Source organism: Thermogutta hypogea, from assembly GCF_055386265.1.
The window spans coordinates 2,998,294-3,020,783 of record NZ_AP042425.1; the positions used below are offsets into that span (position 1 = coordinate 2,998,294).

Here is a 22,490-nt window from a genome sequence, read left to right on the forward strand (position 1 = left end):
GGGCATGACAATGCGATTGCCTATTAGGCTATAGGTCACCGGCCGACCGACGTCAAATGATCGCGCGGGACATGCGGAGTATTCCGGAGTTGCGGGTGGTCGGGGCTGCACCTTCCTCCCACCCCCGAACTCCTCCGCCAATCATTTCGCGTCCACGGTCACGCCGGGGAAGTCGTCCGTGCGGAATGGGCCGGCTGGAAGACCGGCTTTATTCCACAGATTCACCACCGGGTAATTCGCCCAACCGAATCGCACGGCGACCGGATTCGGCACGGCGGGGCTGGAGACCACGACCGTGTCGCCCACGATCTCGGCCTCGGCGTTGACGAATTTCCGGTCTTCGCCGCAGATCGTGAAGCCGGTCAGCTTATCGCCGCGGCATTCCAAACCGCCGCCCAAATGGGTGAAGTGCAGGATGACCTTGCCGTCGCGAATCTCCATGGAATCGTAGATCGGTCCGGAGTATTCGATCTTCTCTCCATAGGCCACGGCACGGGCCGCGATTCCCAAGCGTTCGCCCACCGGCTGCTTTTGCTTGGGGTGGATGTCGTTCTCATCCCCGACGTCGGTAATGACCGCCATGGCCGTGTTGGGGCAGTGCAGCATGGTCAGCAATTGGGCTTCGCGGAGTTCCGCCCAGGCGCTTTCCATGGGCTCCGGCTCAATCTTCATGAAGGGAGCCAGTTGCACGAACAGGAAGGGAAACTCGCCCTGATTCCAGACCTCGCGCCACGACTCGATCATGGCCGGGAAAAGCGTTCGGTATTGATAGGCCCGCCCCGCGTTCGATTCACCCTGATACCAGATGGCGCCGCGAAAGGCGTACGGTACGAGCGGCGCAATCATGGCGTTGTACAAGCCCGCCGGACTGTGCGGGTGCTCGGGCCCCATGGGCGGATTGGGCGGCCGTTTGTTGAACTGCTCGCCGCGTTCGCGGGCGGCGCGGGCCTCCTCGCGGTGCGACTGGAGCGCCGCTTCGTACTTCCGAAGATTCTCAGGATATTGTTCCATCGCTTGCCGGAAGCGGTCCACGATCGGTTGCAATTCCGGCATGCAGGTCAGCTTGTCCCAACTGGTCCAGGCTTCGGCCGGAGTCCCGCCGTACGAAGTGTTGATCAAACCCACCGGCACATTGCGATGCTTCTGGAGGTATCGGCCGAAAAAGTAACCCACGGCGGAGAAGTTGGGCACCGTCTCCGGACCGCACACGGCCCAGGCGGCGTCCACGTCGGCCTGCGGTTCGGGCCTGGCCTGCCGCGGTACCGTAAACAGCCGGATCATGGGATTGGCCGAGGATGCGATCTCCTGCTCGGCGTTGGCGGAAGCGGCGACCGTCCACTGCATGTTCGATTGCCCGCTGCAAATCCATACTTCGCCGATCATGACGTCCGCCAGCACGATGCGGTTCTTACCCGCGATGACCATCTCGTACGGTCCGCCCGCCGGTAACGGAGCCAGTTTGACCATCCATTTGCCGTCATCGCCGGCGACGGTGGAAACCTTTTGTTCGCCGAGAGCGACAGTCACCTCTTCGCCGGGATCCGCCGTGCCCCAGACGGGAATCTCGGCCTGCTGTTGCAGGACCGCATGGTCGGTAAACAGCGCGACGGGCTTGACGTCGGCCCGTGCCGGCAGCGGCAAGACCACAAGGGCGGCCGTCAGACATGCCGCACCGAGCCGCATCCGGAAGGAAAGCGATCTCATGGACTCCTCCTCTCTCGATGAATGGGAAACCACGGTGCCAATCTAGCCCCTACCTGGGGCGACGGTTATTCTGGAGCTTTCGGAGGCGAAGTGCAAGGACGGGCCGCCGACGAGGATACCGACCCTCCGTTGCCTGTGCGAGCTTCTTGGAAAGGGGACTTTCTCATGACAAACCACCTCACCCATCGTCGTGACTTTCTGCGCTTGTCCGCGGCCGTGGCGTTGCCGTCGTTGATTCCCGGTTCGGCCCTGGGATTGGCGGGGCTGTCGGCTCCGAGTGAGCGGGTGACGATCGGGCTGGTGGGCTGCGGCGGGCACGGCGCGGGCTGGAATTTGGCCCAAGTCTTCCGCCACGTCGACGCGCAGGTGATCGCCGTGTGTGACGTGGACGCGCAGCGCTTGGCGGCCGCCAAGAACCGCGTTGATCAAAACTACGGTCCCAAATTGGGCGATGCCTACCGCGGCTGTGCGGCCTACGGCGACTTCCGCGAGCTTATCAACCGCCGGGATCTGGACGCCTTGATGAATTGCACGCCCGACCATTGGCACGTCTTGCCGGCCTTGATGGCGTTGGAGGCGGGCAAGGATGTGATCTGTGAAAAGCCCTTGACCCTGTTCGTGGAGGAAGGTCGCGTCCTGGCGGATAGCGTGGAACGGCACAAGGCCGTTTTCCAGACCGCGTCCGAGAACCGCTCCATCGACGTGTATATTCGGTTGATTTCGCTGGTTCGGGCGGGAGTGATCGGCAAGTTGCGGCACGTGGAAGTGCGTTTGCCGTTAGGCAATACCAACCAGCGCGTGACGGGCGACGCGAAGGACGCGTTCGGTAAGGACACCGTCGAGGATCCGCCGCCCCACCTGAACTACGACATGTGGCTGGGCCAGGCTCCCTGGATGCCCTACATGCCGGCGCGATTGCACGGCAACTTCCGCTGGAATCTGGCCTTTTCGGGCGGCGTCCTCACCGACTGGGGGGCGCACATGATCGACTTGGCCCAGTGGGGACACAATACCGAACGGACGGGGCCGGTAGCCGTCGAAGGCAAGGGCGACTTTCCGCCACCGGATGCCGTCTACAATGCCGCCCCCACCTTCGACCTGCATTACGAATACGCCGACGGCGTGACGATGCGCGTTTCGGCGGGACAAGGCGATCTGGAAACCGGCAGAAGCTACGATATTCCGATCGTGGGCCGGACCTCCTCGCCCGGCATCCGTTTCGAAGGCTCCGACGGCTGGATCGAGTCGCACGGTTGGCGCGGCTCCCTGAAGGCCTCGCGCCGCGAGATGCTGGATGTGGAGGTCGATCCGGCCGCGGTGGGCGTTTTCGTCCCCAGCGAGGTCGTCAAGCGGGAAGAGGGCGGATTGGGCGGCGAGCACCGCAATTTCCTCGATTGCGTCGAGTCGCGGCAGCCCTGCTACGCCCCGGCTGAGGTCGGTCACCGCACCATCACCGTGGCGCACATCGGAAACATCGCGATGATGCTGGGCCGCAAGCTCCGCTGGAATCCCGAGGCGGAGCGCTTTTTGGACGACGCCGAAGCCGACGCTCGGCTGACCCGTGCCCAGCGCGAACCGTGGACGATGAAAAACGTCAAATCCTGGATCCAAGGTTGACGGCACGAAACGCCGACCGGCGATCCCCGGCAACCCTTGCGGGCCGACCTCCACCGGTCGATCGCGAATCCGCGATGCGAAAAGCCGTGCAGCGCGCTCGCGGAAGGACGAGCCGCGGGCGTCACTTCGCGGCGATACGGCCGCGACGCTTCCCGTCGGCCGCGCGGCACGGCGTTCGAACGCCGACGTGAAAAAGCGGAGCGTTGCGCCGGGACGTAGCGCCGGGGTCTATTGAGCGGCGGCAGCAGCGGCGCGATAATCTCGGGCGTGGCGGTCGCCGGCGCGCGTGGCGGACGTTAGATCGCCCCGCAACCGGTCGGGAAGCCCGCGCGGCCCGACCCCGTCTTTTGTTTTCATTTCCGTATGGTCACCCATGGGAGAACCTGTGATGACGCGCACACTTGGGATGTTGGCAGCTTGGATGGTCGTGTTGTCGCCGGCGGCATGGCGGAACGTTTCCGCCGCGGAGGGCTGTTTGACGCAGGAGGAAACGGAGCAAGGCTTCGTCTGCTTGTTCGACGGCAGTTCGCTCGATCAATGGCAGGGCGACACCAAAGGCTATGTGATCGAAGACGGCGTATTAGTCTGCAAACCCGGCGGAAACCTCTACACGAAGAACGAATACGGCGACTTCGTCTTCCGTTTCGAATTCAAGCTCACCCCCAATGCCAACAATGGCGTGGGAATCCGTACGCCGATGGGTTGCGATGCCGCCTATTGCGGGATGGAGATCCAGATTTTGGACGATACGGGCGACACCTATCGTGATAAACTTCAGCCGTATCAGTACCACGGCTCGATCTACGGCGTGGTGCCGGCCAAACGCGGACACCTCAAGCCCGTGGGTGAATGGAACTCGGAAGAGATCCTCTGCCAGGGCCGTCGCGTCCGCGTGACCTTGAACGGGACGGTCATCGTGGACGCCGATCTGGACAAGGTCGAACCGATCGATCATCGAGACCATCCGGGGCTGGCAAGGGAGAGCGGATACATCGGTTTCTTGGGCCACGGAACACGGGTGGAATTCCGGAACATTCGCATCAAGGATTTGTCCGAGAAGAAGTAACCGCCCGTCGCGCGGGGGACTACCCTCCATCGGTTCGGCACGGCATGCCGGGAATTGGAAACGGACGCGGTGTTTGCGCTCCGGGGGGCGTCCCGGGGAGGGAACGGCGTGTCAGAGCGTTTTTTGGGAATCGAGATCGGCGGGACGAAGCTCCAAGTGGGAGTGGGCGTGGGCAGCGGTCCGCCGCTGCTGGCCCTCCGCCGAACCGAAGTTCAGCCCGATAAGGGAGCGGAAGGCATTCGCGCCCAAATCGCGGAGCTTGCGGCTCCTTTGATCACCGAGTATCGACCGAAAGCGGCCGGGATCGCCTTCGGCGGTCCCTTGGACGCCCGAGCCGGCCGCACACTGCTCAGCCATCACATCGCGGGCTGGGAGAATTTCCCCTTGGCGGATTGGTGCCGCGAAACACTGGGTTTGCCCGCCGTGCTGGGAAACGACGCTGATTTGGCGGGGCTTGCCGAAGCCCGCTTCGGGGCCGGCACCGGACACGAGGTCGTCTTCTTTTTTACGGTCGGTACCGGTATCGGCGGGGCACTGATCTATCAGGGCGGAATCTACGGCGGGAGTCGCGGCATCGCGGCTGAGTTGGGGCACCTTCGGCCCGGACCCGTCGCCCGTGACCCCTCTGACGATTTGGAATCCTACTCGGCGGGCTGGGGAATCGCGAAGAACGCCCGGGCGTGCGTCAAGGCTATTCTGGCCGAAGACACCGCCTCGGCCGAGGATGCCGAGGCCCTGCTGCGATGGCGGCGGCGATTGCAATGGGAAGACTTACCGTTGCCTCCCGAGGGGACCCGGGCCGCGGTGATTCGCAAGGCGGCGGAGCAACTGCTGCAAAACGCCGGCGGTGATCCCTCGCGACTGTCGGCGAAGCTGGTGGGAGAAGCCGCCCGGCAAGGCAACCCGGTCGCGCATTGCATCCTCCATCGAGCGATCCGGACGCTGGGTTGGGCGGTCGCTCAGATGATCACGCTGCTGGCCCCCTCCTGCGTCGTGGTGGGCGGCGGGGTCTCCCTGCTGGGCGAAGAACTGTTCTTGGCTCCACTCCGCCGCGAAGTCGAACAATACGTCTTCCCCGCACTGCGCGGTACCTACCACATCGTCCCCGCTGTTTTGGGGGAGGAGGTGATGGTCCATGGGGCGGTAGCCATCGCCGCCGATGCCCTGAAGTCGGGAATGGACGGCGGACGATGACGGACAACTCCCGGCGGAGCAGCCATCCGCTACAGACCGCCCATTTCTCCTGTCTTTCTTGCCGTGCTCCGCTCCGTGTAAAAACATTGCGATCGTAGCGATCCTGATAAACTTCGTTCACGGTATCGGCCGACAAAGATTGGCGAGGCTCCGGAAAGCCATCACTCGTTCCGGTTTTCCGGAGGGGTGCCCGCTGCTTTACCGCGGGCCGATTTCCCACCGTTTGCCGCTCCCATGAGCGAGGTCTTCCCGTGCTGCGACTTTCGGTGTTGATTCCGGCGGCCGGCCGAATCGCTTACCTGGAGGATACGCTTCTCTCCGTGCTGGAGACGCAGCCGGAGGGTTGCCGTGTGATCGTCGTCTTGGACGAGCCTTACGCGGACCCCTGGGAATTGAAGCGCGAATTACGCTTCATCGAGGCGGGTAGGGGTTGTTCGCTGGGTCGCGCGATCGCGCTCGGTTTGGCCGAGGTCGAGACGCCGGTCACCTTCATGCTGCCGTGCGGTCACGAGGTGGAACCGAATTGGGCGGACCGGGCGTTGGCCCTCTTCGAAGACGACCGTGTGGCCTCCGTCGTGCCCTTGGTGGTGCGGCACGACGCGCCGGGAGTGGTGGCCGCGGCCGGAATGGCCTATCGCCAGGATACCGGCCGGCTCGTACCCTTGCAGGCCGGCGTACCTTGCGAGAATACCGCGTTTGCTCGTCGCACCCAAATCCTTCCGCATCGGGCGGGCGCCTTTTTCCGGACCGAGCGTCTCCGTGAATTCAACATCGACTATGTGGTGGGCGAGGATTGGGTCATGGCGGCGGCGGGACGGAGTTTGCACGCGGCCGGTTACCTCAGCGTGCTGGAGCCGTCGTCGCGGATCCGCGGCCGCGATTTCTCCGGTGTCACCGATGTCTTCCGCGACGCCCGCGATGCCGAGGCCTTCTTTTGGCATTGGTGGGACGGCGTCCCCTCGCTTCCCGTCGCGGCGTGGCATGTGGGTCAGGTCCTGGGCCGCGCCGTGGCCGCGCTTCCGCGCGGGGAGTTCCTGGCGGAGCTGTCGGGCAGGCTCTCCGGAGCCGGAACCGTCGCCCGGAGGATCCTCGCCCACGAACGACAGGATTTGAGCGGTCCCCATTTCAGCGTCTCGCGCGTGTCGATGCGATCCGCCGCTCAAGTTGGGCAGGAGTGATTCGCCCGCTTCGTGTCGCGGGATTTCTGCAAATACCTCCTCGATCGAGGCGCTGCCCGGCTGTGTGACTGCTCGGGCGGCGACTCGCCCTTCTTGATCCAGGAATCAAGTCCGAGGATCCCGCCCTTTCGGCGAGCGAGTCACGGATTTCCGCGCTCGGCCGCGACTCTATCCCCACCTAAGGGTCAATCATAACCCTAATCTCAAGCGGGATTCGCTTTTCGCGATAAGATTTCTTTGTTTTCAGAAAGCTCTATTCAGCAATGACTTAGATGCAGAACGCACTTTTTTCCACGAAAAAACATCTTCTGCCGACGTTAATCGGAACGGCGGTTGCTTACGAGGTTGGAAACTCGTTAGTTCGTTCCCGCCTGCCCGCGAATGTAAAAAGGGCGCAAAATCCCACCGTTTTCGCACAGGACCTATTACAATGATCTGTATCCGCAGAATTCGGAAGAAACGGCGTAAACAGGCTCGTCTTCATCGCCGGCCGAAGCAGGGTTTTTCGAACTATTGGCGGATGTTCGCCGTAACTACGATGGATTTCAGCGTGCCTGACGTTCCCGGACTTCCCCCTCGAGCCGAATGGTCGGACGAAGACCTAATACGAGAGTATCAGGAGAAGGGCGAGACCAAGGCCTTCGAGGAGTTGGTCCGGCGTTACGAACGGGAATTGTTCGGTTACTTGTGCCAATACCTGGGCGACCTCCAAATGGCGGAGGACGCGTTTCAAAGCACCTTTATGCAGGTGCATTTGAAATGCGGACAATTCGACCCGGAGCGCCGGTTCCGGCCGTGGTTGTACGCCGTCGCCACGAATCAGGCGATCGACGCCCAACGGAGGAATCGGCGGCATCGCAACATCAGTCTCGATCGCCAATTCGGGGCCGAAAGCGACGGGGACCGCGCGGGAAGCTTGGCCGAGATCGTCGCGGGTGAAAATCCCGATCCCGACGACGACATGCTGGCCGCCGAACGCCGCGAGGGGATGCGCCGGGCCGTGGACGCCCTGCCCGATAACCTCCGGCAGGTTTTGATGCTGGTGTATTACCAAGGACTGAAATATCGGGAGGCGGCGGACATTCTGGATATCCCGGTAGGAACCGTCAAGAGCCGGTTGCACACCGCCGTCCGCAAGTTGGAGTTGCAGCTTAACGCGACTCAAGCGATTTCCCAACATGGATAGACCCTCGCCGACGCAACTGATCGGTTATCTCCTGGACGCTCTGGAAGAGGATGAGCGGGCGGAGGTCGAGCAGTTGCTGCGAGAACGAGCCGACTTGCGGCAAGAACTTTCCCTCTTGCGTCGGCGTCTGGCGGGTCTGGAATGGGCGCGATTGGATTGCGCGCCTCCCCCCGGTCTGGCGGCTCGAACCTGCCAATTCATCTTTTCCGCCGTGCGTGACGGCTTGGTACCGGGTGTGGAAAGCATCGCGCGACCGCGCGCCGGACGGATGCCGCGAGGCCCCTTCCGCTTTACTCCCATCAGCGACTACTGGAGCGGCGGCGCTCCGGCCTGGTCCTGGCTCGATCTGCTCGTGGCGGCCTGCGTGGTCGTCGGCTTCCTGGGTCTGTTGTTCCCCGCCTTGGTGGATCAGCGTGTGCGAAGCCAGGCCGCGCAATGCCGCGAGAATCTCCGCACGGTACATCGGGGCATCAGCGACTACGGCATGCGATTGGCCGGGCATTCCACGCTGCCGACCGGTCTTCTGGAAGAGATCACGGGCCAAGGCGATCACCCGGGCAGTGCGTCTCGGGCTGCTCCCGTGGCCGTTCCTCGCGTGATGTGCTGTCCCACCGCGTTGGCCGCCTTCAAGCGGCAATCCCGCGATCCGGAACCCTGGCCGGCGGCGCTTTCCGCGCAGCCCGGTAAGTCGATCGCTACGGGGGCGAGCATCGACGGTTGGCCGGTCTATCGGGTGGAAACCGCGGCCCGCGGCGAGGCTGCGAGCGAATTCACCGTGCTCCTCCGAGACCCCGAGTTCCGGCGTTCTCCCTGCGAGATCGTGCCCCCGCACGTCCGCGGCTGGAACCTGCTCTTCGACGACGGCCACGTGGTGTTCCTACCGCCCCGTGCGGAGCCTCCGGCTTCCGCGGACTTCGCGATCCGGGCGGCGGCCCTGGTCGATACGCCGCGCTGAGGCGATCGTGCCCCCGCACCGCGCGTTTTCCTACGCGGACTTCCGAACCGCCCGAGCCGGCCGGCGGTGAATCGGGGCGGTTACTCGTCGGCGCTTTGCACGTCATGCGGCTGCACGCCCGCCTCCAGTATCGCGTCCGGATCCTCCGTCTCCGGCAAGATGCCCGGCAGCCGCTGCGTCTTGCGGATGTGCTCCGCCAACAAGCGTTGGAAACTCGCAATGCGTTCTCGATGCTCCGGGGCGGCGACGAGGTTGCGGAACTCACCCGGGTCCTCCTGCAAATCGAAGAACTTGAAGGTCGGTCCCGGCAGCGGACGCTTGGGGTCGTAGCCGTCGTCGCGGACGCGTTTTCCGCGTTGGTACACCAGCTTGTAGCGAGCGTCGCGAATCATGATTTCGTCGTTGTGGGCGTACTCCACGATCACATGGTCCCGATGCTCTTCGGTTCGGCCATCGGCGACTGGCAGCAAACTCCGCCCTTGAACGCGATCCGGGACCGGCAGGCCGCAGACCTCCAACACGGTGGGCACGATGTCCACGAACTCGGTGAGGGCGTGGACGACGCGGCCCTTGGGAAACCGCGGCGGATAGCGGAGGATCAAGGGGGCCGAGACCGCCGGATCGTAGCTGCAATGCTTCTCGAATCGGCCGTGGTGGCCCAACATGTACCCATGGTCGCCCGTGTAAATGACCAGCGTGTCATCCTCCAATCCCGCCTGCCGCAAGGCCGTCAGCACCAAACCCACGTTCTTGTCCATGAACTCCACCGAGGTGTAGTAGGCCGCGTTGATACCGCGCTTTTCGTCGTCGGTCAGATTGCGGAAGATGTCGGGAATCTGGTCCTCGTCTTCGGGACCGACCTCGGGCACGGTGAATTCTTCAGGGCGATGGCGTCCGCGATACTCCACGGGGAAGTGGAACGGGGAGTGCGGCTCGTAAAAACTGACCATCAGGAAGAACGGCTGCTCGTGCTTTTGGGCTAGGAATTCCGCGCCTTTTTGGGCGAAAAACGTCCCCGCCATATCGCTATCCCACGCCGCAAAGGGTGCGCACATGCTGTTCAACCAGATGCGGGCGGGATCCTGGAACGGCTTCCACGGCGGCAGGACCTCCACGCCTTCGGGCAACGGGCGTTGCGGTTGCCGGCGGCGCCATTGCTGCCAGTCCGGCATGTCCAAGCGTTCATCGAAGCCGTGCTTTAGGCCGCTATTGAAGTGCATCTTGCCATAAGAGGCGGTGACGTAGCCGGCCTCCTTCAGCATCTCGGCCAGGGTGACCTCGCTTTGCGGCAGAGGGCTTTTCAATAAGGTTACCCCGACGGTGCGCGGATATCGGCCCGTGATGAACGATTGCCGCGAAGCGGTACAAATCGGGGCGTTGCAGAACGCCCGGGCGAATCGCACGCCTTCCGCCGCCAAACGGTCGATATTGGGCGTGCGGACGATCCTGTTTCCGTAGCACCCCGTCACGTAAGCTGCGTGATCGTCGGAACAGATCCACAGCACATTGGGCCGGTCGGCGGCCCGAGCGGGAGCCGGATCCCGAACGACCGCCACGACCGCCGCCAAAAGCGCGAAACCGAACATGAAGTTACGCACGTGAATACCTCCCCTGTCGAGACGGAAACGATGTCGGCGCGAAAAAGCAGGATGAACGGCGATCGTCGAAGCCGTCCGCCCGAAGCGAGCCACGCTCGCCAGACTCCTGCCGCTGATCCCATCCGCGGATATCAGTGTAGCGGCGGCCCGCGGCGGCATCCACAATTCCGTAACTCCAACGGCAGCGAGCCTCGATCAAGCAGGCCTTCCGGCTACGGTCCGCGACGGTCCGGAGGGCTGCGTTCCGTCGTGGCCGGGAGCTACGCAATCATCCGCGAGACCGCCCCCTACTGCGGACTTTTCGCCCGCACGGTCCTTACGCCGAAAACGCCCCCCGCCCATTTGCCGGGATGGGCTTGGAATCGAACCGTGACTTGGGATTTGCCGCGGGTCAATTCCGGGGGAATGGGATAAACCGCGTCGAAAAATCGGTTGGGCGCGTTGTTTTCGAGCTTCTGCGAGGCGATCGAGACGCCGTCCACGAGAATATCGAATTCGCGATGGCCGCCGCCGTCGCTTCCCCAATAGGTGCAGATCAATTCCACCGGCTGATCGGGATCCACCCGCATCTGGAACGAGAACCAACCGCCGTCCGTCGCGTGCCGCCACTTCCGGCCGAAGGCCTCGCCGGCGCCGGTTCGCTCGCCTTGCAGGTTGTGGTCGCGTTCGGGCTGCATCTCGCCGATCCGCAAGACATCCACGGTGCGTGCGGCCAATTCGGCCTCGCGCAGCTCCGCGGCGCGAATCTCGGCCTGCTTTTTCGCCCAGTCTTCTTCGGTGTACAGATCCAGAAACACCGTGTAGCGTCGATCGTGGAGGCTGAAGAACGGCGTCAAGGCGACGTCACGCGGCCGGCCCACCCCTTCCGTTCGAAAACTTAGCTCGGAGACCGCAACAGGTTTCACCCATGCACTTACCGGTCGCCGGTCGGTCACCAAAACGGGGACGAAGCCGGGCTTGTCGGCGTCGGGGTTGTTCACCGGCCCCAGGTCGGCCGCCAGCAACGTGGGACCGTAAAAAATGCCGATCCGGTCGGGGTTGTCGGGCATCGATTCGGTGCGTAGCGACATGGGAAAGCGGATTTCCACGCGGTCGCCCGACCGCCAGACCCGGGTGATTTCCAAGTAACCGGGGGCCGCATCCCCGTCTCGCCGGTACGTTTCGGCCGCTTCTCCGGCCTCGACCGAGCGGACCCGCGCGGAGATCCCCTGCTCCGCCCAGTGAGGATGACGCAAACGCAACGTCCATTCCCGCGGCTGCTCGCATTCCAACGTCAGCGCGGCCGTATCGCCGTACGGCCAGTCGGTATCCAATCGCACCCGGATGCCGAGGTCTCGCCACTGCAATTCCGAAGGGATGTACAGATTCACCCACAAGCCCGATTCGTCGTGAAAGTAGATGAAATCCCCGTAGCGGACGTGATTCTCCATGCCCGTACCCATGCAGCACGTCCAAGCGTCGTGCAGCGGCTGATACTCTTTGTGATGGCCGGGCTTGAGCGAGAGGTTGTAAATAACGCGGCCGTCCGGGTGCTGCGTCGAACGGATGTGATTCAAAAGGGCCCGCTCGTAGAAGTCGGCCGTGCGAGCGTCCGGATTCCAGCCGAACACATAGCGCGTCAGTTTGAGCATGTTGTAAACGTTGCACGTCTCGGTGGTGTTGGTGGAGAGGCGGTCGTTCAGTCGATCCGGAGGGCCGAAGTGCTCATAATCGCAATGCCCGCCCGTGATGTAGCTGTGGTGGTTCACCACGCGGTCCCAGAAAAAGGCGGCGGCCGCCCGATCCTGGGGATCGCCCGCAAGCTCGTACCGGGCCGCCAGGCCGATGAGTTTGGGGATCTGCGTGTTGGCATGTTTGCCGGGAAGGATGTCCACGCCCTGCGCCAGAGGCTCGAGGATCGCGCGATGATGAAAACGCCGCGACAATCGCAAATAGCGCTCGTCGCCCGTGTCGGCGTAGAGGTCGGCGAACGTCTCGTTGATGCCGCCGTGTTCGCAGGCCAGCACCTTTTGCATCTGTTCGTCGGACAGATTGGCGAACACCCGCTCGTACCAGTCGGCCAAACCCCGTGCGACTTCCAAGGCCTGGGCATTGCCGGCCAAGCGGTAGGCATCACGGAGCCCGGCCAAGAGCTTGTGCAGCGTGTAGTTGGGTACCCACAAACCGTTGAGATCGAAGCCGGAAGAGCGGATGTTCCCGGCGGCGATTTCGGCAAATACGCGGCGGCCGTTGGGGAAGGCGGCGAGATAGCCGTCGCCGCCGGCTTCTTGGCATGCGGCCAGCTCCGCCACCATATAGTCGGCTCGGCGGCGGAACTCCGGATTGCCGGTCGATGCCCAAGCGAGAGAGCAAGCGCTCAGGTAATGTCCCGCGGAATGGCCGGATATCGTTTGGCTCTCCCATCCCCCGTAATGGGGGGCCTTCGGCTGTAGCCCGGCTTCCTTGCGAAAATTCGCCAAGAACCGATCCGGCTCCAGGCTGAGCAGCCATGCGACGGCGATGTCCTGACCCTGTTTGAAGGGGCCGCCGATCACTCTGACGTCGTGCAGACAGAAGGGCCTTGCGCGCGGAGGCGCCGCCGGTGCCACCTTCACCGGCATACGCGAGGCGTCCAGAGGCTCGCCTAGAGCCGACGCCGCCCACCATGCGATCCCTATGCCGAAAATCGCAGACCATGCTTTCACAGCAGTCGCCTTTCTATTGGAAATCTTCTTATCATCCACCGTAGTGAGCGAACCGCCTCCGGGCGGGCGCCGATCCGCTCCCGGATGCACAGCTCGCGCACACCGAGCGACGCAACATCGACCGGCCGGTCGGATCGCATTGGAGGTACCAGGGCGAGATCGAAGGTCGCGTGAGACGTGATTCAAACGCCTCCAGCGACCGCAATCGAACGTCCTTCAAGCCGCTCGCATCCCCCCGGCGGCAGGGCAGGATCCATTCACGTCGCATCGCCGGAAGACGTCTCCTGGGGTTGCGGTGCGGCGGGTTTCTCCTCCGCCGGCTCGTCGGAAGACGGCGTCTCGGCGGGCGGTTCCATGCTCGCCTCGCTCGGTTGCTCCGCGGCGGGCGGCGTGGGGCCTTCCTCGGCCGACTCCGCCGGTTTGTCTTCCGTTTCCGGAGCGGCTTGTTCCGCGGCCTCATCGGCGGCGGCATCCTCGGCCTTTTCCTCCGTCGATCCGGCCGGCTCTTGGTCGGCTGACTCCCCGGTCGAAGCTGCTTGCTCTTCCCCTTGCTCCTCGGCAGCCTCCGCCTCCGTTTCGTCGGCGGCGCCGCCCGACTTGGGCGCGGCGGTTTCCGCCAGCGTCGCCCGAATGCCGTACTCGTGCACCAGGCGACCGCCCAAGTGCGCGGTACCGGACAAGTACAAAGCCGCTCCCGCGGAGAGGACAAGGAAAATCAATCCCAGCGGAATGCGGATCGCCGCCTTGGAGATGGGACTCCAAACCAGCGTGAGGAACACGAAGATCACGTAGGCCGCCGTCAAACCGGTATAGACGTTTCGCGTCACTTCTCCCAGCTCTTCGTGATCTTCCAGCACCTCCAAGGCCTCATCGGAAGCTTCCTCGATGACATCTCGAGCGGTTTCTCCCGTGGAAACGGCCACCCAAGTGCCGGCCGTCCCCAAAATCATCAATAAAGCGGCGACCACGGCGAAGCCCTGCCATCGCGCGGCAACGATCGCTCCCAGAAAGATGAAGAGCGGCGCAACCAAGAGCAGCGCGATCGGAAAATGGATCAGCAGAACGTGATAGCCCTCAGGCGGCGGAGGTGTCGGCGGGGCCGGGGGCAACCAACCGGAGGCAAATAAGGACATGTGCAGACCTCCCTTTGCTTCAAACAGAATAGAGAACCCGTCGCAACATGAACGATCGGCCGCGGTGAACGCCGGCTACGTCGCCGCTCGCCTGCCGGGCATCCGCTCTCTTCTCGGTCTCGCGAGGGACCGACGACTCCGGCGATGAACATCCTTCACAACGCCTAATTCGTATCCAGCGGCGTCCGGCTCGTAATCCAAAGAAACGCGCGACCGGCTTCATCCAGCCGAATTTCGCCCCTTAGTTTGGCCTGAAAAAGCGTCTGTTTCAATAGACGATAATGCGTCGTCTTGGTTTGGGGTACATTCACCAGCAATTCCTCGGGACGAAGCCCGAACCGCGCCAGCGCCACATCGTCCCACAGGTAGGGCAAGTCGATCCGCTGAGAGACCGCCTGCACCACTTCCGAGATGGGGCTATTCGTGATGTCCACCGTCAGGAACTCCAAGAGTTTGGGCTGCGATTCCGTCTCGGGGCCTTCGGGCGGCCAACCGACCGGCCAGGCGGCCATGCCTTTACGCGACGGCAAGACGACCAGCGTCGTCGCCGCGGCATCGGCGCGGGGAACCAGCGCCAAACCCTTGGAGCGCAGAATGTAGGCGACGGCCGTTCCCAAGGCGAATCCCTGCAATTCCGCCGTCACGGGGTCCTCGCCGAGCTTGTTCCTGACGACCGGATCGGTGATGACCGCAAACTTCGTCATCTTCACCAGGGCCGAAAAAACCTCGCTCCGGGGGCGATTCACGGTGGAAAACGTCACCGGCCGGACCAAGTCCTGGTGGATCGCCTGAAAGCGGATGATATCGATGCCGAGCGGCGTTCGTTGCGGTCGCGAATCGGGCGGCCCCTGTTCCAGCAGATCGTCCAGCCACTTCTTGAGCTGCTCGGCCTCGGCGGCACGGAACCGCTCGCCCGGCACCAAAAGTTCGTTGGCGGAATTGATGATCGCGCGGACCGCGTAGTCCGGCGGATCGCCGCCCAGAGCGCGAATCTCGGGTCGCTCATCGGGCAAGCCCGTACGAAGCCGCATCCGCTCGATTCCCGCCGCCGCCAAACGCCGCATCCATTCCTGCTGCGTGGTGGGCGGCAATCGCGGATCGACGGCGATCTCCAACTGCACCCGGGGCTGACGCTGGGCCATCGCGAAGCGGGTGCCAAGACCGGAGTCCTCGATCCCGCCGCAAAGGGCGCAGGCTGCCAGTACCGCCGCGCTCCGGACCAGCCGGCGCGTCAATTTCTCAGCATCCGCACGGATCCACGATGACAACCATGACATGGCAAAACTCCTTCACGCCTGCGGAGACCGGCCGCCTTCCGGAGATCCGTTACCGTCGCCCGCGGTCGCGCGACCGCGTCGGAGCTTTTCCCGAATCACGCGGAGCCTGCATGACAATTCCTGCTCAAAGCCCCGCTCGCTCGGCCGGTAATACTCCTTTTCCACACCCAAGTAGTCCTGCGCGGCGATCCCGTCCGGCTCATGGTGGGCGTACTGATATCCTTTGCCGTGGCCCAGCCGCTCGGCGCCCGCGTAATGCGCATCGCGCAGGTGGACCGGCACCGGCACCGTACGGTCCTCGCGAACGTCGGCGATGGCGGTATCGACGGCTGCGATGACGGCGTTGGACTTGGGAGCGCAGGCCAAGTAAATGACGGTCTGGGCCAAATTGAGCCGGCACTCGGGCATTCCCACGTATTCGCAGGCCTGGGCCGTCGCCATGGCCAGCGGCAGCGCCGCGGGGTCGGCGTTGCCCACGTCCTCGCTGGCCAAAATCACCAGGCGCCGGGCGATGAAGCGGATGTCCTCGCCCGCCTCCAGCATTTTGGCCAGCCAATAGACGGCCGCATCCGGGTCACTGCCGCGGATGCTCTTGATGAGAGCGCTGATCGTGTCGTAATGCGCGTCCCCGGTGCGATCGTATACGGCGGCCTTGCGTTGGAGCGATTCCTCGGCCAAGGCCCGCGTGAACCGGAGCGGGAAGTGCTCCGCCGAGAGGACGCCGACCTCCAGGGCGGAGAGGGCGCGCCGCGCGTCGCCGTCGCTGGCCCGCGCCAGGAAGTCGAGCGCGTCCTCGGCAAGTTCCACCTGATAGTTCCCCAGCCCCCGCTCCTTATCGACCAACGCGCGCAAAAGCAGCTCCCGAATGTGCTGCGGCGAAAGAGGCTGAAACTGGAAGACGCGGCTGCGGCTGACCAGGGCGCTGGTCACGGTGAAGAAGGGATTCTCGGTGGTGGCTCCCACCAAGACGATGACGCCCTCTTCCACGTGCGGGAGGAGGACCTCCTGCTGAGCGCGGTTGAAGCGATGGATTTCGTCGATGAAGAGGAGCGTTCGCCGGCCCTCGACTTCAAGGCGACGCCGGGCCTCGTCGATGACCTCGCGCAGCTCCTTGACCCCGCCGATGACGGCGCTGACTTGTCGGAAAGCGCTTTTGGTTTCGCCGGCCAAGAGCCGGGCGAGCGTGGTTTTGCCCGTCCCCGGTGGGCCGTAAAAGATCACCGATCCCAGTCGATCCGCCCGCAACAGTCGCCGAAGCGGCTTTCCTTCGCCCAAGAAGTGCTCTTGCCCGACGAATTCGGCCAAGGTTCGGGGTCTCATGCGGGCGGCCAAGGGTTGCGCCGCCCGGCGATGAGCCTCCTCTTCCGCCTCGAATAACGACATGGCTGGATATCTTTTCCCGTCCGTCTGCGACCTGATTACGCCGCATCCGCCGGACCGCCTTCCGGGAGGAGGTCTTCGAGCGGGCAGCCTTGGCATTTCGGTCGACGCTTGTTGCAATAGTCCTTGCCCAGCCGAACCAGGAGGGCATGATATTCATTGTAAAGCGCCGCGTCGGCTTCCAAAGCGTCTTCGAACAGGCTTTTCAGTCGATGATAATCGGCATCCCATTCCACCCAGCCGTGCCGCGCGAAGATCCGCAGGGTGTAGGCGTCCACCACGAAGGTCGGCAGGTTGCCCGCGTAGAGCAGAATCGAGTCCGCTGTTTCCGGCCCGATGCCGTTGATCTCCAGCAATTCCCGGCGCAGGCGGTCGCGCGGCGTTTGAAACATGGAGTCGAGCGACCCGCCGTGGCATCGCAATACGTAAGACAAGAGGTTCTTCAGCCGCCGTGCCTTGATGCGGTAGTATCCCACGGGCCGAATCAACTCGTGCAACTCCTCCTCGGCCAGACGGTCCAGTGCCGCGACGTCGCGGATGCCTTCCTCGCGGAGAGCCGCCATCACCTTTTCGACATTGCTCCAGGCCGTATTCTGCACCAGGACCGCTCCAACCAGCACCTCGAAGGGTGTGTCGGCCGGCCACCAGTGCTGCGGCCCGAAATGCTCGTATAGCCGCCGATATATTTCCCGCAAGGGTGCGCTCATGGATGCTTCGCGATCAAACCGCGTAAAATGAATTCACGGACCTGGAGGAGCGATACAGGCAGCGCCCGTTTGCGGCCGCGGCTGGGTTGCGCCGGCAACTCGTTGCCTCGCAAGTGCGCAATGCGAGGCGACGCAAGGGGCGGCACGTGCCTCGGGCGCCCGCCCTGGGTGGAGGAATCTCGCCACGTTCAGCGCACGGCATCCGTCAGCCGTTGTACCTCCGCCAGGATGCGATCCTCGATCTCCGGCTGCCAACGCACGGCAGGCAATCCGTACACGGCAAACGCCCCCGCTTCGTAGCCTCCTTCCTCCCACACGCGGCGCGAGGGAATGTAGGCCATCACGTCGTTGGCATAGCCGGCGACCCAAACGCCGGGCGATAGGCGTTCCTGCAACCGATTCACGTAGTCGACGACGACCTCGCCGCCCAAGGCGACCCAGTATTGATCGGCCCCCAGCCGCCAGACCTGGATCGGATAGGGATACGATCCCGGCCAAGAGACGCCGTTCTCCTTCTCGGCTAGCAAGCGCTGCGCCCATCGGGCCGTGTAACCCGTGCCGGCGGCCGTCTGACGCAAGGTCGCCTCGTCGGGTTGTTCGTACTGAAGGTCCAAAATGGAGAAGGCCGTCTTCAAGGTCGGCTCCGGCGTCCGCGTGGGTCGGGCGATCGCGTCCATCACCGCGGCGGCCAATTGCTTGCCGTACTTCTCGCACAATTCTTGGGAACGCCGGGGAATGGGGTTTTGGTCGGCCCCGCAGCCGGCGAAGAACATGGCCGTCATGCCCGGATTCGCCGCTTCCAGCTCCAATTGAGCGAAACCCGGGTAATCGCCCGACCATTGATAACCGTCCAACACCGTGGCATGGCAGGCATAGCCGAAAACGAGGGCGATCGGCTCGTCCCCGGAATCGCGGACGATCAGGCCCGGTACGCGATGATTGACCGGCCCCGGAAGAGGCGTTCCGCCGGCCCGGAGGGCGGGCACGTCGGCCTCGCGATTGTTGCGGCGGTTGACGGCGAAATCGGCCGTGCCCTCGAAGACGGCGAGCGCGGCCGGCTGGAGGGCTTGCAACGCCCGACCGGCCGTCTCCACCGCAATCGCCTCCAATCGCCTCGTGTAGCGGGAGATCGCCTCGCGTTGCGCGTCATCCAGCGGGTAAATGTCGTACAAGGCGCTTTCCAGCACCGGACCGCTGTGCGTATGACTGGCCGTCAGCATGATTTGATCGCGCCCCAGGCCGTGCCTTTCTCGCAGTTCCGCACAGATCCGCTCCGCCGAGGCTCGGGGAAAACCGAGTACGTCCGCGGTCATCAGCACGGCGCGTCGGCCGTCGGCCGCCTCCAACGCCAAGGCCTTCAGCCACAGGTCGTGCATCTTGCCTTCGGCGGGGCGTTGCCGCGCTGCATAACCGGCCAACCACAACGGCTCGTCCGGCGTGATGATCGACCGCGCAACGCCCGCCTTCCAGGCCGGAGCCTCGGCCCATACGGTATGCGCGAAGCCGCCGCCCGCCGTGCAGAGGACGACGAGCCCGACGAGGAAGCGGTAGCGAGACATGCGAAGATATCCTCCACGAGATTCGGTCCAAGCAACCCGCCGTCTCCGGCCGCGATCGTGCCCGCTTGGAGACATCACCTCCCAAACAGCCACAAGACCAGCCCCGCCAAGATCACGACGGCCAACCCGATCAGGACGCCCATGCCCACCAAACTACCCCAATAGGCGGGCATTTTGCCGACGATTTTGCCCGTCTGGCCGTTCATCAGCAGCCGATAGGATTTTCCGGCATATTGGAAGCGGATGAAATAGACGGGCACGAGGATCAAATCCGAGGCCTCATCGCGAAAGCGCGTTTGCACTTGCAAATCGCGGCAGGCATCGCCCGGCATGAAGGCCCCGACGTCGCGAAACTGCCTGGCGGCGAATTGCCGCTGGCAGGCCTCCAAAGCGGCCGCTGCGTCCACGGTGTATTCCTCGCACTCCCAGCCCGCCAGGTAGGTCGGTGCATACCGGCGCATGGCCGTCGTGTGAAAGGGTTGCAAGGCGTCCAACTGCTCTTGGGGAACACCGCGGCTTCCCGACACCAGGTACCCGCTCAAGTATTGGTGAAAACGTCCCGCCAGCGGCCACCACTCGGTTTCTCGGACCTGCCGGGTCCGCGTGACGGGTTTGCCGTTTTCCATGGTGGTATACGTCTCGGTACGGTACCAGTATTCGCCGATGACGGCCGACCAGTCGCTCTCGGCAAACACGGAAAACGACCACACCGGAACGTAGACGCCGCGAATCTCGGCGGCGGGGAGCGAGAATCGCAGATCGTTCGAACGGAAACCGGCCCGCTTCTGCAAGGCGGACGTCAACAGCTTCCGGGCCTGCTCCCGCGTGACGGCGAAGGGGATGACGAATTCGGGCTTTTGGCGGCGCGTTTGATCGGGCGAGAACTCGATCACATACGTGGAGTCGCAAAACGGACAAACATAGCTGCGCTTGTCCGCCTCCACGCGAATCTCCGCGCCGCAATTGCTGCAACGAAAACTGTGCGCGACCTGGGTGGACGGAGGTTCCGCTGCGGCATGCCGCCCGCCGCACACCGGACAGAACCGATCCGCGGCGTCCAAGGGCGTGCCGCAATGGGCGCAAGGCTCACCGGCCGGGGGCACGGCGGCCCGGTCGAGCGTCACGGCGGCTCTCGGATCGGCCGATCCGCCGGCCGACGCCCGTCCGTCAGGCCGTTTTCTGCTTTTGATAGATGGCATGAATCAGGGACTCGAAGTCGGGGTAAGACTTCTTCTCCGCCAGCGCCGTGTTGAGTAGCTTCCGCGCCTCTGCCTCGGGGTGCCCGATCTTGACCAAGAACGCAAACGTCTCTTCCACGACGTCCGGCGTCACCTCGGCCGCCGCCTCCTCTCGCGTCACCATCAGGGCGAACTTCGGCATCTTGCGACGCAGCTTGGCGATGATCCGCTCGGCCGTCGCCGGACCGATTCCCGGCAGGCTCGAAACCGACTTGACGTCCTGTTGCTCGATGGCCGCGGCGATTTCGCTGACCGGACGGCCCATGGCGCGGAGGGCCTTCTTCATGCCCATCCCGTCCACGGAACACAGCAGCTCGAAGAATTCGCGCTCCACCTCGCAGGAAAAACCCACCAGGCGCGGCGTCAGCCGGCCTTGATTGGCCTGACCCTCGAAAAACTGGATCGTAAACAGCCGGATCGTGCGATCCAATTGATGTTGGAGCTGCCGGCGCGTGTATTCCGGCACCAGCACTTCATATTCGAAATCGCCGCTTTCCAGGTAGGCGGCTTCACCCTCCAACCGGGTCAGCTTGCCTTGAATCCGTGTAATCACCTTGCGATCGGCTCCTCCGTGTACACCCCGCCGCGAGCGATCCTCGGCCCTCAGCCCAGGATCTTCCGTTTCAGATCCTCGATCACGCGCACCGCCTGACCGATCTCGGCCTTTTGGCGCTCCGGCTCCTGGGGGATTTCCCGTTCGATAGTCAGGGGGCCGTCGTAACCGATCTCCGCCAGCGTTCGCAAAAACGCCTCGGCGTTGACGTCGCCGGTGCCGAAGGGGACTTCCGCGCCCCACTCCTCGCCCGGCCGAGCCGCCCATTTGGCGTCCTTGCAGTGGACGCTCCGCACATAGGCTCCCACCTTCCGCAAGGCGGGAAGCGGTTCGCCCGATCCGTACAAAATCATGTTGGCCGGGTCGAAGTTCACGAACAGATTGTCCCGATCCACGTCGCGTAGGAATTGCAGCAGCGCGTCGGCCGATTCCTGCCCGGTTTCCAGGTGAATCCGCTGCCCGTTACCGCGACAGTGGTCGCAGACCTCGCGCACGGCGGCCAATACCTCTCGATAAGTCGAGTCGGCGGGATCGTGCGGAATGAATCCCACGTGCAACCCCACCGCATCCACTCCCAACAGCTTGGCGAAGTCCGCGATTTCCTTGAGTTCTTGCTTGCGTGCCTCGCGGGTCTCCGGCGGCACAAGCCCCACCGTCTTGGCGACGGTCGGAATGTCCGCATAGCTCTCGCCTTCAAATCCGGCAAAGACCACCGTGATCCGCAGGCCGAACTCCCGCAGCTTCGACGAAAACCGCTTGGCGTTCTCCTCCGTGCGGGAGGGCTTATGGGGCGTGTGCAAATGGACCGTCGGCACGCCCAACTCACGGGCAACTTCCGGCTTTACCCCCAACCCGGCATCGATGCTGGCGAACACTCCCACGGGCCACTTTTCCACGATCCACCTCCCTTTTTCATTAGACGAAACGATTGCGATTTTATCTTCCCACCCAAGTCCGCATCGGCCCGGCCGCCGCGATGGACGCTAAGCAACCCGCCGAGAACCGGAAACCCGCCGGCAACGCGGCAAAAGACGCCCCGTTCCGATCGCGCAACCACGTTCACCATCAAGACGGGTTCAAGATAGCCGCCCCGAGCACGGAGTTCAAGCGGCCGGCGTGTCCCCGGATCGGGGTGAAATCGTCTCCTCGCTCATTGCTCATTCGGCGACCGACCGAAACGTCGCACCGGCGGCTCAGATCATTCCGCAGACGCGCCTGGCCGTCGAACGGCCGGGCGGCGAGGCAGCCAACGAGTCCACCACCGGCTCACGCGGGCAGTTCCCCGTCCGCGCGGCACGGCCGCAAGCGCCGTAAACTGGAAGCGTGGACCGCGGCGGCCCTCCCGGAGCAACGTCAGGGAGCCGGAGCTCGTGTTCGTGCCGGTCGCGGGTCCGCTGCGGCTTGCCCAAGTTCACCGGCGGAACCTATAATCAGGGGTTTGACACGGGCGGGCGTATCGTC

General features: G+C 63.8%; 17 protein-coding genes. 6 read left to right on the forward strand and 11 right to left on the reverse strand.

Annotated elements, in window-relative coordinates:
• Positions 1–141: 141 nt before the first annotated feature.
• Positions 142–1,704, reverse strand: a complete 1,563-nt coding sequence (locus tag ACZ5B4_RS10780) for a sialate O-acetylesterase (RefSeq protein WP_464911233.1) — start codon at positions 1,702–1,704, stop codon at positions 142–144.
• A gap of 165 nt (positions 1,705–1,869) precedes the next feature.
• On the opposite strand from ACZ5B4_RS10780, the gene ACZ5B4_RS10785 reads away from it, so the two are divergent.
• From ACZ5B4_RS10785 to ACZ5B4_RS10810, 6 genes are all read left to right on the forward strand, one after another.
• A complete protein-coding gene (locus ACZ5B4_RS10785) occupies positions 1,870–3,321 on the forward strand; it encodes a Gfo/Idh/MocA family protein (protein WP_464911234.1) in 1,452 nt (483 codons plus the stop codon).
• 388 nt (positions 3,322–3,709) lie between these two features.
• Complete coding sequence (locus ACZ5B4_RS10790; RefSeq protein ID WP_464911235.1) at positions 3,710–4,387, forward strand: 3-keto-disaccharide hydrolase; 678 nt, start codon at positions 3,710–3,712, stop codon at positions 4,385–4,387.
• A gap of 108 nt (positions 4,388–4,495) precedes the next feature.
• On the forward strand, positions 4,496–5,581 hold the full coding sequence (locus tag ACZ5B4_RS10795; RefSeq protein ID WP_464911236.1) for an ROK family protein: 1,086 nt from the start codon (positions 4,496–4,498) through the stop codon (positions 5,579–5,581).
• Between the two features lie 251 nt (positions 5,582–5,832).
• Entirely contained in the window at positions 5,833–6,759 is a 927-nt protein-coding gene (locus ACZ5B4_RS10800; RefSeq protein WP_464911237.1) for a glycosyltransferase, read from the forward strand.
• Positions 6,760–7,309: 550 nt separating this feature from the next.
• Positions 7,310–7,945, forward strand: coding sequence for an RNA polymerase sigma factor (locus ACZ5B4_RS10805; protein ID WP_464911238.1), 636 nt, complete (start codon positions 7,310–7,312; stop codon positions 7,943–7,945).
• A complete protein-coding gene (locus tag ACZ5B4_RS10810) occupies positions 7,938–8,900 on the forward strand; it encodes a hypothetical protein (protein WP_464911239.1) in 963 nt (320 codons plus the stop codon). The genes ACZ5B4_RS10805 and ACZ5B4_RS10810 overlap by 8 nt, the downstream gene beginning before the upstream one ends.
• 80 nt (positions 8,901–8,980) lie before the next feature.
• Here the strand turns inward: ACZ5B4_RS10810 and ACZ5B4_RS10815 are convergent, their stop codons facing one another.
• The 10 genes from ACZ5B4_RS10815 to ACZ5B4_RS10860 all read right to left on the reverse strand — a co-directional run bounded on the left by ACZ5B4_RS10815 (position 8,981) and on the right by ACZ5B4_RS10860 (position 21,925).
• Positions 8,981–10,498: a sulfatase family protein gene (locus ACZ5B4_RS10815; protein ID WP_464911240.1), complete on the reverse strand. Its 1,518-nt coding sequence runs from the start codon at positions 10,496–10,498 to the stop codon at positions 8,981–8,983.
• A gap of 287 nt (positions 10,499–10,785) precedes the next feature.
• Positions 10,786–13,098, reverse strand: a complete 2,313-nt coding sequence (locus ACZ5B4_RS10820) for a beta-L-arabinofuranosidase domain-containing protein (protein WP_464911241.1) — start codon at positions 13,096–13,098, stop codon at positions 10,786–10,788.
• A 341-nt stretch (positions 13,099–13,439) separates the two neighbouring features.
• Positions 13,440–14,315 (reverse strand): DUF2231 domain-containing protein, encoded by an 876-nt coding sequence (locus ACZ5B4_RS10825; protein ID WP_464911242.1) that lies wholly within the window; start codon positions 14,313–14,315, stop codon positions 13,440–13,442.
• Between the two features lie 164 nt (positions 14,316–14,479).
• On the reverse strand, positions 14,480–15,592 hold the full coding sequence (locus ACZ5B4_RS10830) for a hypothetical protein (protein ID WP_464911243.1): 1,113 nt from the start codon (positions 15,590–15,592) through the stop codon (positions 14,480–14,482).
• 12 nt (positions 15,593–15,604) lie between these two features.
• Positions 15,605–16,975, reverse strand: coding sequence for a replication-associated recombination protein A (locus ACZ5B4_RS10835; protein WP_464911244.1), 1,371 nt, complete (start codon positions 16,973–16,975; stop codon positions 15,605–15,607).
• 35 nt (positions 16,976–17,010) lie between these two features.
• Complete coding sequence (locus tag ACZ5B4_RS10840; protein ID WP_464911245.1) at positions 17,011–17,679, reverse strand: endonuclease III domain-containing protein; 669 nt, start codon at positions 17,677–17,679, stop codon at positions 17,011–17,013.
• Positions 17,680–17,867: 188 nt separating this feature from the next.
• Positions 17,868–19,238: a neutral/alkaline non-lysosomal ceramidase N-terminal domain-containing protein gene (locus ACZ5B4_RS10845; RefSeq protein WP_464911246.1), complete on the reverse strand. Its 1,371-nt coding sequence runs from the start codon at positions 19,236–19,238 to the stop codon at positions 17,868–17,870.
• 74 nt (positions 19,239–19,312) lie between these two features.
• On the reverse strand, positions 19,313–20,362 hold the full coding sequence (locus tag ACZ5B4_RS10850) for a zinc ribbon domain-containing protein (protein WP_464911247.1): 1,050 nt from the start codon (positions 20,360–20,362) through the stop codon (positions 19,313–19,315).
• 43 nt (positions 20,363–20,405) lie between these two features.
• Positions 20,406–21,029 (reverse strand): Holliday junction branch migration protein RuvA, encoded by a 624-nt coding sequence (gene ruvA / locus ACZ5B4_RS10855; RefSeq protein ID WP_464911248.1) that lies wholly within the window; start codon positions 21,027–21,029, stop codon positions 20,406–20,408.
• 50 nt (positions 21,030–21,079) lie between these two features.
• A complete protein-coding gene (locus tag ACZ5B4_RS10860; RefSeq protein WP_464911249.1) occupies positions 21,080–21,925 on the reverse strand; it encodes a sugar phosphate isomerase/epimerase family protein in 846 nt (281 codons plus the stop codon).
• Positions 21,926–22,490 lie beyond the last annotated feature (565 nt).

Bases quoted from the DNA above. Each gene is read 5' to 3' on its own strand.
- ACZ5B4_RS10780 (WP_464911233.1), bottom strand. From the start codon at position 1,704: ATGAGATCGCTTTCCTTCCGGATGCGGCTCGGTGCGGCATGTCTGACG.
- ACZ5B4_RS10785 (WP_464911234.1), top strand. From the start codon at position 1,870: ATGACAAACCACCTCACCCATCGTCGTGACTTTCTGCGCTTGTCCGCG.
- ACZ5B4_RS10790 (WP_464911235.1), top strand. From the start codon at position 3,710: ATGACGCGCACACTTGGGATGTTGGCAGCTTGGATGGTCGTGTTGTCG.
- ACZ5B4_RS10810 (WP_464911239.1), top strand. From the start codon at position 7,938: ATGGATAGACCCTCGCCGACGCAACTGATCGGTTATCTCCTGGACGCT.
- ACZ5B4_RS10820 (WP_464911241.1), bottom strand. From the start codon at position 13,098: ATGCCGGTGAAGGTGGCACCGGCGGCGCCTCCGCGCGCAAGGCCCTTC.
- ACZ5B4_RS10825 (WP_464911242.1), bottom strand. From the start codon at position 14,315: ATGTCCTTATTTGCCTCCGGTTGGTTGCCCCCGGCCCCGCCGACACCT.
- ACZ5B4_RS10830 (WP_464911243.1), bottom strand. From the start codon at position 15,592: ATGTCATGGTTGTCATCGTGGATCCGTGCGGATGCTGAGAAATTGACG.
- ACZ5B4_RS10835 (WP_464911244.1), bottom strand. From the start codon at position 16,975: ATGTCGTTATTCGAGGCGGAAGAGGAGGCTCATCGCCGGGCGGCGCAA.
- ACZ5B4_RS10840 (WP_464911245.1), bottom strand. From the start codon at position 17,679: ATGAGCGCACCCTTGCGGGAAATATATCGGCGGCTATACGAGCATTTC.
- ACZ5B4_RS10845 (WP_464911246.1), bottom strand. From the start codon at position 19,238: ATGTCTCGCTACCGCTTCCTCGTCGGGCTCGTCGTCCTCTGCACGGCG.